Source organism: Mesorhizobium sp. M0207 (assembly GCF_040321995.1).
GTDB lineage: Bacteria > Pseudomonadota > Alphaproteobacteria > Rhizobiales > Rhizobiaceae > Mesorhizobium.
Genome location: NZ_JAMYSQ010000010.1, coordinates 52,495 through 66,617, shown reverse-complemented (window position 1 = coordinate 66,617; position 14,123 = coordinate 52,495). Strand labels below are relative to the sequence as shown.

General features: G+C 62.2%; 17 protein-coding genes. 11 read left to right on the top strand and 6 right to left on the bottom strand.

Annotated elements, in window-relative coordinates; genetic code table 11:
- Positions 1-184: 184 nt before the first annotated feature.
- Both NKJ15_RS15610 and NKJ15_RS15605 read left to right on the top strand, forming a co-directional pair.
- A complete protein-coding gene (locus tag NKJ15_RS15610; RefSeq protein ID WP_352450461.1) occupies positions 185-619 on the top strand; it encodes an FKBP-type peptidyl-prolyl cis-trans isomerase in 435 nt (144 codons plus the stop codon).
- 840 nt (positions 620-1,459) lie between these two features.
- Positions 1,460-2,050 carry an HAD family acid phosphatase gene (locus NKJ15_RS15605; RefSeq protein WP_352684341.1) on the top strand — a complete coding sequence of 197 codons (591 nt, stop codon included), beginning with the start codon at positions 1,460-1,462 and terminating at the stop codon, positions 2,048-2,050.
- A gap of 41 nt (positions 2,051-2,091) precedes the next feature.
- Here NKJ15_RS15605 and NKJ15_RS15600 read toward each other — a convergent pair whose 3' ends face one another.
- Positions 2,092-3,072, bottom strand: a complete 981-nt coding sequence (locus NKJ15_RS15600; protein WP_352744433.1) for a quinone oxidoreductase family protein — start codon at positions 3,070-3,072, stop codon at positions 2,092-2,094.
- A gap of 98 nt (positions 3,073-3,170) precedes the next feature.
- On the opposite strand from NKJ15_RS15600, the gene NKJ15_RS15595 reads away from it, so the two are divergent.
- Positions 3,171-3,563 carry a winged helix-turn-helix transcriptional regulator gene (locus tag NKJ15_RS15595; RefSeq protein WP_352683518.1) on the top strand — a complete coding sequence of 131 codons (393 nt, stop codon included), beginning with the start codon at positions 3,171-3,173 and terminating at the stop codon, positions 3,561-3,563.
- A gap of 74 nt (positions 3,564-3,637) precedes the next feature.
- Here NKJ15_RS15595 and NKJ15_RS15590 read toward each other — a convergent pair whose 3' ends face one another.
- Entirely contained in the window at positions 3,638-4,243 is a 606-nt protein-coding gene (locus tag NKJ15_RS15590) for an NADPH-dependent FMN reductase (RefSeq protein WP_023678377.1), read from the bottom strand.
- Positions 4,244-4,334: 91 nt separating this feature from the next.
- Here NKJ15_RS15590 and NKJ15_RS15585 point away from each other — a divergent pair, with 91 nt between their 5' ends.
- Positions 4,335-4,703: a winged helix-turn-helix transcriptional regulator gene (locus NKJ15_RS15585; protein ID WP_352450465.1), complete on the top strand. Its 369-nt coding sequence runs from the start codon at positions 4,335-4,337 to the stop codon at positions 4,701-4,703.
- A gap of 49 nt (positions 4,704-4,752) precedes the next feature.
- Here NKJ15_RS15585 and NKJ15_RS15580 read toward each other — a convergent pair whose 3' ends face one another.
- The 4 genes from NKJ15_RS15580 to NKJ15_RS15565 form a co-directional block, all read right to left on the bottom strand.
- A complete protein-coding gene (locus NKJ15_RS15580; RefSeq protein ID WP_352450467.1) occupies positions 4,753-5,073 on the bottom strand; it encodes a hypothetical protein in 321 nt (106 codons plus the stop codon).
- A gap of 143 nt (positions 5,074-5,216) precedes the next feature.
- Entirely contained in the window at positions 5,217-5,612 is a 396-nt protein-coding gene (locus NKJ15_RS15575) for an acyl-CoA thioesterase (protein ID WP_023678380.1), read from the bottom strand.
- A gap of 200 nt (positions 5,613-5,812) precedes the next feature.
- Positions 5,813-6,784, bottom strand: coding sequence for an MBL fold metallo-hydrolase (locus NKJ15_RS15570; RefSeq protein ID WP_352450468.1), 972 nt, complete (start codon positions 6,782-6,784; stop codon positions 5,813-5,815).
- Between the two features lie 265 nt (positions 6,785-7,049).
- A complete protein-coding gene (locus NKJ15_RS15565; RefSeq protein WP_352450469.1) occupies positions 7,050-7,976 on the bottom strand; it encodes a LysR family transcriptional regulator in 927 nt (308 codons plus the stop codon).
- Positions 7,977-8,082: 106 nt separating this feature from the next.
- Here NKJ15_RS15565 and NKJ15_RS15560 point away from each other — a divergent pair, with 106 nt between their 5' ends.
- From NKJ15_RS15560 to NKJ15_RS15530, 7 genes are all read left to right on the top strand, one after another.
- Positions 8,083-8,874: an alpha/beta fold hydrolase gene (locus tag NKJ15_RS15560; RefSeq protein ID WP_352816090.1), complete on the top strand. Its 792-nt coding sequence runs from the start codon at positions 8,083-8,085 to the stop codon at positions 8,872-8,874.
- A gap of 127 nt (positions 8,875-9,001) precedes the next feature.
- Positions 9,002-9,340, top strand: a complete 339-nt coding sequence (locus NKJ15_RS15555) for a hypothetical protein (protein WP_352816088.1) — start codon at positions 9,002-9,004, stop codon at positions 9,338-9,340.
- Between the two features lie 63 nt (positions 9,341-9,403).
- Positions 9,404-9,574, top strand: coding sequence for a hypothetical protein (locus NKJ15_RS15550; RefSeq protein WP_352816086.1), 171 nt, complete (start codon positions 9,404-9,406; stop codon positions 9,572-9,574).
- 80 nt (positions 9,575-9,654) lie between these two features.
- Positions 9,655-10,212, top strand: a complete 558-nt coding sequence (locus NKJ15_RS15545) for a hypothetical protein (protein ID WP_352541034.1) — start codon at positions 9,655-9,657, stop codon at positions 10,210-10,212.
- 148 nt (positions 10,213-10,360) lie between these two features.
- Positions 10,361-11,977: a GMC family oxidoreductase gene (locus NKJ15_RS15540; protein WP_352816084.1), complete on the top strand. Its 1,617-nt coding sequence runs from the start codon at positions 10,361-10,363 to the stop codon at positions 11,975-11,977.
- Complete coding sequence (locus NKJ15_RS15535; RefSeq protein WP_352816082.1) at positions 11,974-13,185, top strand: mandelate racemase/muconate lactonizing enzyme family protein; 1,212 nt, start codon at positions 11,974-11,976, stop codon at positions 13,183-13,185. The genes NKJ15_RS15540 and NKJ15_RS15535 overlap by 4 nt, the downstream gene beginning before the upstream one ends.
- The gene (locus NKJ15_RS15530) at positions 13,182-14,105 is read left to right on the top strand and encodes an NAD(P)-dependent oxidoreductase (RefSeq protein WP_352816080.1); all 924 of its coding nucleotides are present in this window, start codon (positions 13,182-13,184) and stop codon (positions 14,103-14,105) included. The genes NKJ15_RS15535 and NKJ15_RS15530 overlap by 4 nt, the downstream gene beginning before the upstream one ends.
- Positions 14,106-14,123: the final 18 nt, after the last annotated feature.

Sequence of the window (14,123 nt, the reverse complement as noted above, 5' to 3'; positions counted from 1 at the left end):
CGGTGCACTGCTGCCGAAGGCGACGAACGCCGGCGGGTCATGCCGGCGTCGCGCAATCGGGGTTTACATCGGCAGCCAGGTCCCTAGTTTTAGCGTTTCGCGCCGCGCACCTAAGTGTGTGGATGATCGAGGACGGGACCGTGAGCTCTGGCCGGCCCCTCGAAACTTTCAAAGGATGGCTATCATGACACAGGCCAAGAATGGCGACACCGTGCGCATCAATTACAATGGCCGCCTGGCTGACGGCACTCAGTTCGATTCTTCCGGCAACGAACCGCTGCAATTCACGTTGGGTGAAGGACAAGTGATCGCCGGTCTCGAAACCCATGTCGAGGGTATGGAGGTGGGCGCGAAAAGCACCGTCACCATTCCCGCCGACGCCGCCTATGGCCCCCACCGCCCCGAAGCGGTCATGACCGTCGACCGCGCCCGCGTACCAGACAACATCAATGTCGATATCGGCGCTCGACTGCAGGTCAGAACCCCGGAAGGGCGCCCGATGCCGGTAACAGTCGTCGGCGTGGACGACACCAGCGTCAAGCTCGACGGCAATCATCCGTTGGCCGGGCGCGATCTCGTGTTCGACGTTGAACTGGTCGAGATCGTTCAGGCGGCGTAGGGCACGGCAAAGCGCGTGACGGCCATGATTTTCGGGTGACGCATTTCGACCGGCGGTTCCGGCGGTGCGTCACCTGTTTGGAGGCAAAGACCGCGACGGCGGAAATCGTGTAGCGTGCAGCAACCCATAGAGACATTCGGCATCTGGAATGTCCAATTCAGCGTCGCGGTCTCGAGGACCTGTGGAAGGGTAGTGTCTCAGTTTGAAATTAAGACGACGGTCCATCGTAGTCAGGCGGTGGCGGCGTGCCTGGCCACCGAAGCACGACTTCCTCGCAGGAGTCTTGCATGCGCATGACGCGGACGGCGTTGCCGATCACATCGGCGGGGCGCTTCTGGCCTTTAGGTCCGGTGGGCAATTGCTGCCTCCTGAATTGGCCAGCGCTTATACGCGACGACCCAGAGAATGATTATCATTCCCAACGGGACCACAGAGAGAAGCACCCACGCCCGAGACATTCTTAGTCGCCCAAACAGCACCCACGCGGGGATTGCTGTGAGGACTGTCAACAAGGCGAATGGTAGCAACTGAATCGGATCTGACATTGGGTGCCTTCCATGCTTTCCGCTGAGCACATAGGCGGTTTCGCCTAGGCGAGCAAACCGGGATAGGCGCTTTCGCATATTTCAAATTTCAAACTGAGACACTACCTTTGGAAGACCTCGCTTGACAGCCGACTTCTCGTGACAGCAAAGTCTCGTGATGCGGGCGATTGGTTGGAATAGAATTGCGCGTGCCGGGGCAATCGTGCTGATGATTGGCACAAATGTTCCTGCGCCGGCACGTTCCGACTCGCTCCTTCTCACAAGCCCGTCCCAGCCAGCCAATGTCGGCGATGCGATGCTGGCGGCTGCCAATTATCATGATTCCGGCGACTATGACCGCGACCTTGCCGCTGTGGCGAAGCAGGCAGGCGACTGGGTCATCAAGCGCGCAATGGAGGTGCCTCGCCCCGCACTGGTGCTCGATATCGACGAGACGGCTTTGGCCAACTGGGAAGTGATCACACGTGACAATTTCGGCCGCCCGATCGGCGGCGCCTGCGACATCGCAATCGATGGTCCCTGTGGCTGGGCCGCCTGGGATCAGCTTGCGAAGGATCCGGCCATCGACGCCGTGCTGGAGGTTTTCCGGCAGGCGCGAACGGCGAAAGTCGCGGTGTTCTTCATCACCGGACGTCCGGAGGACCAGCGTCAGGCAACCGAACAGAACCTGCAGTCGGCCGGCTATGCCGGCTACGAGCACCTTTACATGGTCCAGCCTGGGGCCAAATACGGCTCCGCCGCAGATTTCAAGGCACCCATAAGGGCCGAAATCGAAAAGGCCGGCTACACGATAATTGCCAATGTCGGTGACCAGCCATCCGACCTGTTCGGCGGGCATGCCGAGAAGCTGTTCCTGCTGCCAAATCCGTTCTACCGGGTTCGCTGACGGCCTGTACGGCACAATCCCGGATCCTTGCGGAGCACCTACTAAGGTATCAAGACGACTTTGCCGGTCGCGCCGCGGTCCTCCAGCAGGCGATGTGCGTGGCTGGCCTGGTCGAGCGGGAAGCGGCCACCTTTGGTCACCACAAGCTGACCACCAGCGGCCAGATCGAAAAGCTTCAAAAGGCCGTCACGGAGCCCGTCCGTAGACAGCAACGGCAGCAGGGCAAAACCCTTCAGCGACTGGTTGCGGCCGATCATCGCCTCCATCTCCGGGGCGCCGAGCGCGTATCTGCCAAGTGCTGCAAACACCAACTCTCCGCGAGGTGCCAGAGCCTCCAGCGCAACCGCCGTCAGCGGGCCGCCGACAATGTCGTAGATGATGTCGACGCCGGCGCCGTCTGTCGCTGCCCGGACGTGCACCGGCCAATCCGTGTTGCTGTAGTCGACGGCAGCATCGGCTCCCAGCGACAAAGCAAGGTCGAGCTTGGCCTTGCTGCCGGCTGCCGCGATGACACGGCTTGCGCCGGCGCGCTTGGCAAGCTGGACGAGCAACGAACCGACGCCGCCCGCGGCAGCGGCGACCAGCACCGATCTGCCGGCGGGCGGGCTTTGCCGCGATAGATACAATGCCGTCAGTCCTTGCACCATCAATGCCGTCGCGTTTTCGAACGAGAGCGAATCCGGCAAGGGCACGGCCAGGCTTGCGTCGATCGTCACATACTCGGCATAGCCGCCAAACGGGCGGCTCGAGGCGAACAACGGCGCGGCGACGCGCGTGCCGAGCAAGGAAGCGTCCACCCCCTGCCCAAGCGCCTCCACGATCCCGGCGGCCTCGACGCCAGGGATCATCGGCAGTTGCGGCGTCACCGCATAGCGATCCGCGCGCATCAGCACTTCGAAGAAATTCACCCCGGCCGCATGAACGCGGACCAAGACCTCGCCGGCTTGCGGCTCAGGCTTCGGCACCGCGACTACGTCGAGAACGTCGGGCCCGCCGAAGCGGCTCAGTTGAATGGCTCTCATCGCATGCACCGATCGCTGTTGGCATCGGCCGCTGTTTGCCACTATCTGCCTGGCTTCGACTACACACCGATTTGTCCGCTGCTGACCGGGAGGTGACCATGGCCAAGCTGATCAAGAGACTGCCGACGCTGCCGGCGGAGCGCGCGCTGAAAGTGATTTCGGGCCGCTGGAAGGCGGTCATCCTGTACCATCTCTTCGACGCGCCCCGGCGGCTGTCGGCGCTGCAGGCGCTGATGCCCGATATCACCCAGAAAGTGCTGATCCAGCAGCTTCGCGAAATGGAAGAGCACGGCCTCGTCCGCCGCGAGATCTTTGCCGAGATACCTTCGCGCGTCGAATATTCGGCGACGCGGCTCGGCCTCAGCCTCGAGCCGATCCTGCTGGCACTTTGCCAGTGGGGCCAGCATCACGCCGACGAGCTGAATGAGATGGACCGCCTTGCCGATTGCATCATCAGACCACGGCAAGCGCAGGACGCCCATGCCGTGTGAACAAAAGGGGCGGCGCGTGCGCCGCCCCAACGCTTGGGAGAATTAATCCTTGGGAGGACTGCTCGAACCTGTGCTCAGGCCGCCTTGACTTCCTCGGCGACGGCATCGGCCTGACGCGCCGTCTTCAGCACCCTGGCCCACCATGCAATGTCGTTGACCAGCGCGGTTGCCGCCTGGTTGAGGTGCTCGAACTCATCGAGCTTCTTGTCGCCTTGCTTGACGGCAAGGAAATCGGCCCAGGCGATGTGTACGGCGGACTTCACCGGCGCCATCTGCAACTCGACCGCATGCAGCCTCAGCTGCTCGACCGCGCGCGCGCCACCGACGCTGCCATAGCCGACGAAGCCGGCCGGCTTCTTGTTCCACTCGTTGGCGGCGTAGTCGATGGCGTTCTTCAGCACGGCCGTCGGGCCATGATTGTATTCCGCGGCGGTGAAGATGAAGCCGTCGAATCCGGCGACCTTCTTTTGCCAGCGCTGCGCCACTTCGTTCTGCGACGGCACCCAGGCGGAGGATGCGACCTCATCGAAGAACGGCAGCGGGAAATCGCGCAGGTCGACGACTTCAACGTCGATGTCGGCGTGCGACTTGGCTATCTTGGCAATCCATTGGGTCGGGACGTCGGCAAAGCGGGCCGCGCGGGTTGAACCAATGATGATGGCGATTTTGGGTTTTGACATAGAGGGGGCTCTCCTTACGGGAATACTGGTATCGTTTAGATACCTGAGCTATATGAGTAACTGGCCGCTCAATGTGCAAGGAGGCACTTTTTTGTTACCAAGGCACCCGCACCGCACCGAGGACTGCCGCGCCATCTCGGAAATCCTGCAGCGCGTCGGCGACAAATGGACGGTGCTCGTGGTCGGCAAGCTTGGCAACGGGCCGCTGCGTTTCAACGAGTTGCGCAGCGCCGTCGGCGGCATTTCGCAAAAGATGCTGACCACGACCTTGCGCGGGCTCGAGCGCGACGGCTTCGTCACCCGCACCGTGTTCCCGACCATCCCGCCGCGGGTCGACTACGAATTGACCGATCTTGGCTACGAACTGCTGGTGCCGGTCGATGCGCTCGGCGAATGGGCGCGCAAGAACACCCAGCGCGTCAAGGCTGCGCGCGAGAAGTTCGACGCCATGCACAGCTGAACCCTTGCGCTGCAAGGGTTTGAACCTGTCGGGGAGCCTCGGATGAGCGCTACTGCTGTAACTGCATCTTGCTCTTCGGCAGCTTCTCGATCCGGTTCCATTTCGGGTTGGGACTGACCACCCTGCCGCCAATTGTGCAGGTCGTGGTCGTTTCCTTGCGGCAATTGCTCACCGTCGTGCCGCTGGTGTCGCATTTCGTCGCCGAGCAGATCTCGCACTTGGCCGCCTGCCCGTTGATGGTGCGGTTTTCCGACGTGCAGGTGGCGCCTGGATCGCCTTTTTTGACCTCGGCAAAAGCGCTTGCGGACGACAGGCAGAGCAAGGCTGCAAAGGCACCCGCCAGGGCAGCGTTCAGCATGTGTTGACGCATTGTCTTTCCTCCCAAGATCCCGTCGGTCGCGCTGCAGGCGCGCATGCGGGAACCCGTTAGCCAAAGACCACGCGGGATCGCTGTCCGCATCCCCCGCGCGGGAGAGACGGCTGTTTAAATCCGTCTTCTGGAATCAGGCCGGGTCAGCCTTCGGCCGGAACCGCCTTCGGCTTGCCTTCGCCGTCCAGCGCCACCATGACGAAGTCGGCATGGGTGACCTTCTCCATCAGGTCGGAGAGATAGCGCTGCGCCCAGGCCTCGACCTTGAGCGTCATCGAGGTGCGGCCGACGCGTTCGACATGCGTATAGATGCACAGCGTGTCGCCGATCTTCATCGGCTTGGCGAAGGACATTTCCTTCACCGCCGCCGTCACCACGCGGCCCTTGGCGCGCTCGGCGGCGCGGATGCCGCAGGCGAGATCCATCTGCGCCATCACCCAGCCGCCAAAAATGTCGCCTGCCGCATTGGCGTCGGAAGGCATGGCCAGCGTGCGCAGCGTCAGATCGCCGATCGGCCGCCCGTCCGCGTAATGCACCATTTGGCCAATCCTCTCGAAGCCGATTGTCCCGATCCCGTATCGTCATGGCACGGACAGGTCAACGCGCCACTGAACAGGTCGCGGCCTGAGGTTCGGCTATCGGTCGACAGTATTGAAAAGATGCTGTGCGGAGCTAGACGAGCGCACCAGCAGGATTGCATTCCATGGCCGAGGTAAGAAAGCTTACCAATAGGCGTGCTTCACAAAGCGGGCCAGGGCGTTGGGACGTAGGCATAGGCGTTGCCCTCGCGAATAACATGACCGATGCCTGGAAAGGGCAGGTGCATGCCTGCGACGAGCAGGCCATCCGCCGACACCATGTCGAGCACCTTCTTGCGTGTGGCGATTGCGGCCTGCTGGTCCACGTCGAAGGCGATTGCCCATTCCGGATGCGCAAATTGCAGCGCGGAGGCGTGGATTACGTCAGTGAAGAGCAGCAGGTTGGCGTCACCAGAGCCAATTCGAAGCGCGAGATGCCCCGGCGTGTGTCCGGGCGCAGGCAATGCCCTGATCCCGGGCGCGATCTCGACTTCGCCTTCGATCTTCCGGACCTTGCCATGGTAAGGCACCAGCGATTTGCGCGCTATTTCGAAGTATGGCTTCATCTGGTCGGGCGCCTTGGATAGGATCCCGTCATCGTGCCAGAAAGCGAATTCCGGCGCGGCAACCACGACCTCCGCTGCCGGAAAGGCGGCCTTGCCGCCGATACCGACAAGGCCGTTGGCATGGTCGGGATGGAGGTGGGTGATGATTACCGTGTCGATTTCTTCCGGCCTGACGCCAGCGGCGGCGAGCGCCTCGGGTATATGTCCCAGTATAGGCCCCATCGCCGATGCCGTGCCGGTATCGATCAGCACCCGTCTGTCGCCTTTGGTGACAAGGTAAGCATTGACCGAGGTCGGGAGTGGTTTTGGCAGGAATGCCTTTGCCAGCAGCGCTTCGGCGGCAGCCGTATCTGCGGAAGGGAAGAGTTCGAGGCCGAGATTGAGGTAGCCGTCGCTCAGTGCTGTGATCTCGAGGTCGCCGAGCATGAACCTGTGGGCGCTCGCAAGCGAAGCCGGAGACCGGGCGGCGATAGCCGCAGCGTTGCTCCCAAAGAGGCTGATCGGGGAAAGTAGCAGGGCACCGGCACTAAAGGTGCCGATGCCGAACGTTCGACGGTCGATATTCATGGTCTTGTCCTTCGAATTGCAGATGAAGCTAGTCCCAGACTACGTCGTCGCTGCCGGGGCGGATGCCGACCGCTCGGACCACTCTTGGGCGGGGGTCGGCGCGGTTCATGGCCAACTCCTTGCGACATCAATAATCCGCCTCATAAACAGCGGGAATAGCGATGGGATGCAGTTCACTGCTGCAGCTTATGCAGCAATCGAATTAAGCGGGTAAGGCTGCTGGTTCGGCCGTCCGCTAAACGGCCTCGCCGAGCCCTGGCTTCGCCTACTGGACAGGTTGCCGGGGTTCGAGCGCTCGGCGCAACGTCGGCGCCTCTTGCTCGATATAATCCCACAGACGGTTCGAGATCGGCCCGTGCGGCCGGTCGCGGCGGCGCGCCACCACCAACTCCTCGGTGCGGCCTGGCAGATGACGGCCGGCGACGGATTGCAGGCGTCCGTCGCGCAGTTCCTCCTCAATCAGGAAGCGGGGCATGTGGCCCCATCCGAGGCCTTGCAGGATGATTTCCTTCTTCATGCCCTGATCGGCCACCATGCATTGAGGCGCACCCTCGATCATGAAGTAGTCTTGTTGCGGTGAATGGCGGGCCGTGTCGCGCATGACACATTGGGTGAACGCGTGCATCTGATCCGGCGTGATGGGGTGCTTGATGCGCTCCGGCAGAAAGCCCGACGCCACTACTGGGACGAAGGGCACCTTGCACAGATCGATCCATTCCACCCGCGGATCGCTCTTGTCGATCCAGTGCAGGATCAAATCGGCTTCGTCATCGAAGAGGCGCTCCCACGGGCCGCCCACCGCCTCGAAGTGCAGATGCAGGCGTGTGCCCGGACACTGGGCGAAGAACCGTCCGAGCATGCCCAATGCCTGCGGGCGCGGGCAAAGGTCGCCGATCACCACATGGATCTCGCTTTCTTCGCCCATTGACAGCTGAGCAGCATGAAGCCGCAAGCCCTCGAGCTCGCGCAGCAGCGATTGTGCCCTGCGATGGAACGACAGCCCTGCCTCGGTGGGGCGCACGCGATAGCCGCTGCGATCCAGGAGAACGAGATCGAGGTGCCGCTCCAGCTTTGCAACGGCTGCGAACACCGCCGGGTGCGAGCGATGCAGCATGGCCGCCGCAGGCTGAAAGCCGCCGCAGCGGACCACGGCATCGAAGCATTGCAGGTCGTGCAGGGTGAATTCGGCCATGTCAGCTTCTATTACAGAGATAGTCCTATCTTTGTAATATCATCAAAAGCGCGCCGCAGCTAGGCTTTGCCACATTCAACGCTCCAAGAAGAAAGGTGTATTCACCATGAATGAGCTGGATTTCGTGACCGTCGGCGATGGCACACGCATCGCCTACCGCATCGACGGCGACGCCGGGAAGCCCGTGCTGATGCTGTCGAATTCCATCGCCACGACGCTGCGGATGTGGGACATGCAGGTCGGCGAGCTGTCGAACCATTTCCGTGTTCTGCGCTATGATTTTCGCGGCCACGGAGGGTCGAGCGTTCCGGCCGGCGCTTATTCGCTCGACCGGCTTGGCCGCGACGTGATCGAGTTGCTCGACACCCTGGGCATTGAACGCGTACACTTCCTCGGTCTGTCGTTGGGCGGCTTCGTCGGGCAGTGGCTCGGCATCCACGCGCCCGAGCGGATCGAGCGCTTGATCCTGAGCAACACCTCGTCCTACCTCGGACCGGCAAAGCAGTTTGACGAGCGGATTGCCGCCGTGCTGCAGGCGCCGGATATGTCCGAAACCGCCGAGATGTTCCTGGGCAACTGGTTCCCTGAAAAAATGCTGGCGGCCAACGGGCCCGTCATCGAAGAATTTCGCGCCATGCTGCTGGCTATCGACCGGCAAGGCTTGGCTGGTCTGTTCGCGGCGGTTCGCGATGCGGACCTTCGCCGAACCGCAGCGCTGATTTCCAGGCCAACGTTGGTGATCGCCGGCCGGCACGACACTGTGACAGCCGCCAGCCATAGCGAGTTGATCGCGGCGACGGTGCCTGGCGCGAAACTGGTTGTCCTGCCCGCGGTCCACTTGTCGAATGTCGAGTACCCCACCGAGTTCATGGAGGCCGTGCTTGGTTTTCTGCGCTGAGATGGAGCACGACAGGGACGCTGAGTGAAACCCCGGTTTGAACATCCCCGCATGGACCGCAACCTATGATGCGCTAGCGCGCAGTGCAGGCTAGACTGGGCAATATCAATAGCGGATGACGGCTGACATGGAACTTGGCTTTCGCCCATTAACGCCCGATCTGTGGCCGGCGCTCGAGGACCTGTTCGGTGACAGCGCCGTCTGCAGTCGCTGTTGGTGTATGTACGGACGGATCGGCAGTTCTTATCGAAAGCGACCCGGCGAGGAAAACAAGGCAGCGTTCCGGCAGGCCGTCCAGCATGGTCCGCCTCCGGGTTTGCTCGCTTTCGACGGCGATACGGCTGTCGGCTGGTGCCGGGTGACGCTGCGAGATGCCCTGCCCTGGCTCGATCGGCTGTGGCAGCTCAAGCGCGTGGATGACAAGCCGGTCTGGTCTTTGTCCTGCCTCTACGTGCGAAAAAGATAACGCAGGCGAGGCGTAACATCCCAGCTGATTGGAGAGGCTCTGGAAATCGCAAGGCGCGCAAATGTGCCTGCGCTCGAAGCCTATCCTTTCGAGGCCGACGTATCGCCGAGTGCTTCCGGCAGCGGATATGCCTCCACCTTCGCGCGCGCCGGGTTCAGGGTCGTCGCTCGCAGAACGCCGACCCGCCCGATCATGCGCTATGATTTCAAGCAGATTGCCGATCATCGCCTGTAATGCTTGGATCGCTTGTCGAGGAAGCTCAGGCACTTCGAAATGAAGCCGGATCGTTTTCAACTTTTGGTCAGAGGCACAACGTGGATTGGTTCACACGACGCAAGCCGTTCTCGGGCGCTGCGAAGTCAGCTTTCCCATTCAGCATGTTGACCACCATGGCAGAGGAGGAGCTGACGCCCTTTGTCGACGACACTTACCGAACGACGTCCCGACATCTCATTTCTGATGGAGCGGTCATCTATATTCCTTATCGGTTACATTTTCTGCCAAGCGTGCGAGAGCATCACCTTGGCTTTTCATTTCCGTCGCATTGCCTGCTGACACGATCGACAGATGGCTTTTTGCGGCAGAAATCAGCCAAAGTGATCCTGTCGCTGAACGAAAGTTGGAGCATCGCCTTCGTCGTTCTGCTGTTGGGCGAATATGTCGTCGAAATCGCCGAAGACATCTACGCCGCAGTACCTGATCTGGACGCTTCAGCCTATGCCAGTTTTGTCCGACAGAACCGAGACGTAATGCGTGCAATGCGCAGCAAGGCCACAAGCTATTGGAATGCCTATTACAGGCGTGCTTATCCCAACCGGAAATCCTATCCAGCCATTGCTGTCCTCAATCAACTCGATGCGTGGGCAAGTTAGGTCTTCATCAATCTTCTTGGCGCTGAAAGTCGAAATTCAAACGAAGTTGCCAGTCGCTTTTTTCACATCGGATGCCGGAAGACCCGGCGACGCCGCGCCGCGCTCAAGTCTAGGCTAGAGCTGAATTCCGGAGCCAGCCGCAGCCACAATGCAGACCTATGATTTCATCATCGTCGGCTCCGGTTCGGCCGGCTCGGTCCTGGCCGAAAGATTGTCGGCTTCCGGCCGCTTCTCGGTGCTGGTGCTGGAAGCCGGCGGCAGCGACCGTCGCTTCTACGTCCAGATGCCGCTCGGCTACGGCAAGACCTTCTTCGACCCGGCGGTCAACTGGAACTACAAGGCCGAGCCGGATTCGGGCCTGGCCGGCAATGTCGACCACTGGCCGCGCGGCAAGCTGCTCGGCGGCTCGAGCTCGATCAACGCCATGGTCTGGATCAGGGGCGCGCGTGAGGATTTCGACGCTTGGGCAGCGGCCGGCAATCCCGGCTGGGGCTTCGACGACCTGCTGCCCGCCTTCAAGGCGCTTGAGGATAACCAGGCCGGCGCCGACCAATGGCGCGGCGTCGGCGGGCCGCTGCATGTCACCGACTGCTCGACCTCCGTCCATCCGCTCACCAAGCGCTATCTCGCCGCCGCCAACCAGGCCGGCCTGCCGCTCAACCCGGATTTCAACGGCGCCTCCCAGGAAGGCGTCGGCGTCTACCAGATCACCACCAGGAACGGCCGCCGCATGTCGGCGGCGCGCGCCTTCCTGCGCCCGGCGATGAAGCGCAAAAACGTCCGCGTCGAGATCAACGCACTGGCGACAAAGATCCTGTTCGAGGGCAAACGCGCCGTCGGCATCGAATATCTCCAGAATGGCGCGACGAAAACCGCCCGCGCCGGCCGCGAGGTCATCCTGTCGGGCGGCTCGGTCAATTCGCCCCAACTTCTCCAGCTCTCCGGTGTCGGCCCGTCGGCGCTTCTTGGCGCGCTCGGCATTCCCGTCGTTCACGCCAACGAGAATGTCGGGGCAAACCTGCAGGACCATGTCGGCATCAACTACACGTTCAAGGGCAGGCTGCCGACGCTCAACCAGATCCTGCGCCCGTGGTGGGGCAAGCTGCTGGTCGGCATGCAATACGTGTTTTTGCGGTCGGGCCCGCTGTCGCTGTCGATGAACAATGCCGGCGGCTTCTTTCGCACCGATCCGGCCACGGCACGGCCCAACATGCAGCTCTATTTCCAGGCGTTTTCGACCGTCATTCCGAAGAGCGGCGAACGCCCGATCCTGACGCCCGATCCATGGCCGGGCTTTTCCATCGGACTGTCCAATTGCCGTCCGTCGAGCCGCGGCGAAATCATGATCCGTTCCGCCAATCCGCGCGATTATCCCAAAATCGTCGCCAATGCCTTTTCGACCGAGGCGGACGTCGCTGAAATGCTGGCGGCGGTGAAATTCGTCCGGAAGATCGCCTCGATGCCAGCGATGGCGGAGATCATAGAGGAAGAGGTTTTGCCCGGTCCCTCGATCACCTCCGACGCGGATCTCATTCAGGATTTCAGGAAGCGCTCGGGCACCGTCTATCACCCGGTCTCGACCTGCCGCATGGGGCCGGACCCGGCGCGCGCCGTCGTCGATCCGCGCCTCAAGGTACACGGCATCCAGGCGTTGCGCGTCATCGACGCCTCGATCTTTCCGGACAACATAACCGGCAACACCAACGCCGCCGCGATCATGACCGGATGGAAGGGCGCCGAACTGGTTCTGGAGGATCAAAAATGAAAATCACCGACGTCAAGACCTGGGTGGTGGGCAATCCGCCGCCCGGCATCGGCGGCAAGTATTTCATCTTCGTCAAGCTCACCACCGATGGCGGCGTCGTCGGCTATGGCGAGGCCTACAACGCCACCTTCTCGGCCCATGTCACGGCGAAAATGGTCGAGGATATGGCCGAGCGTTATCTGATCGGCCGCGACCCGCACGATATTGAGACCTTCTTCCGCCGCGCCTATTCGTCCGGCTTCACCCAGCGCCCCGACGTGTCGGGCATGGGCTGTTTCTCGGCGCTCGAAATCGCCTGCTGGGACATCATCGGCAAGGAGGCCGGCAAGCCGGTCTACAAGCTGCTTGGCGGCCAGGTACACGAAACGCTGCGTTCCTATACCTACCTCTACCCGCACAGCGGCAGCGTCCATTCGGAGGACGCCCGCGGCAAGAACGTCTATAACGACCCAGATCTGGCCGCCGCCTGCGCGCTCGAATATGTCGAGCAGGGTTTCAATGCGGTCAAGCTTGACCCAGCCGGCCCCTACACCGCCTTCGACGGCCACCAGCCGCGCCTCGTCGACATCGACCTCTCCGCCCGCATGGTCAAGGCGATCCGCGAGGCGGTCGGCACCAGGGCCGACATCCTGTTCGGTACGCACGGCCAGTTCACCGCATCGGGCGCGCTGCGCCTCGCCCGCGCCATCGAGCCCTATGATCCGCTGTGGTTCGAGGAGCCGGTGCCGCCCGACATGCCCGAGGTGATGGCGCAGGTCGCCCGCGCGACCTCGATCCCGATTGCCACCGGCGAGCGGCTAACAACCAAATTTGAGTTCGCCCGCGTCATCGAGAACCGTGCGGCGACCATTCTTCAGCCCGACCTTGGCCGCTCCGGCGGCATTCTCGAAACCAAAAAGATCGCCGCCATGGCCGAAGCCTACCACATTCAGGTCGCGCCGCACTGCTACTGCGGACCGATCGTCGGCGCCGCCAACATCCAGCTTGCGGTGACGCTGCCCAATTTCCTCATTCTGGAATCGCTGAAACAGTGGGACGGTTTTCACGCGAAGCTGCTCAAGAAGAAGATCGAATGGCTGGACGGCAACGTCATCCCGTCGAAGGAGCCAGGCCTCGGTGTCGAACTCGACGAAGCCGTCTGCGAGGCGCATCCCTGGACCGGCAAGGACCTGCATTTGCAGATGCTGCAGACGCCGTTGATGCCGTGAGCGCGCGTCAGAGCTATGCCTTCGTCGGTCTTGGCCATCTCGGCGGCCAGCTCGCCGCCAACCTGATCCACAACGGCTTTGCCGTCACCGTATTCGACCTCGACCAGGCGGCCGTCGAGCGGCTGGTGATGCTTGGTGCCGATGCCGCCAACAGCCCGGCTGATGCCGCTGGCCGCGCCGGCAATGCCATCACCTTCCTGCCCTCGCCAAAAGTCAGCGAGGCGGTGCTGGCCGGCCCCGGCGGATTGCTCGAAGGCCTGCCCGCAGGCGGCAGTTGGATCGAGATGTCGACCAATGGCCAAGACGAGATCTTGCGCCTTGCATCCCTCGCCTCGGCAAGAGGCGTCGAGACGCTCGAATGCCCGGTCACCGGCGGCGTGCATCTGGCAGCCGTCGGACAGATCACCGCGCTGGTCGGCGGCGACACAGCGCTTTATGCGCGCCACCGCCCTGCCGTCGAGGCGATGTGCGCGCGCTCGTTCCTGATGGGTCCGGTCGGCTCGGCGGCGGTGATCAAGGTCATCACCAACATGCTGGCCTTCATCCATCTGGTCGCCGCCGGCGAAGCGCTGATGCTGGCCAAAAAGGGCGGGCTCGACCTTGCCCAGTCCTATCATGCCATCGTCGCCTCCTCCGGCAACAGCTTCGTCCATGAGACCGAAAGCCAGCTGGTGCTGAACGGCTCCTACGACATCGGCTTCACCATGGACCTGGCGTTGAAGGATCTCGGCTTCGCCCTCGGCATGGGTGAAAAATTCGGCGTTCCGCTCGAGCTTGCCTCGCGCGTCGACGCAATCTTCAGGCAAGGCAAGCAGGCCTATAGCGGCAGCGCCTGGTCGACGATGATCGTGAAACTGCTCGAGGATGCCGTCGGCACCGACCTGCGCGCACCCGGTTTCCCGGCTAAACTCGCAAGTTGATATTGGCTGGATTATCAA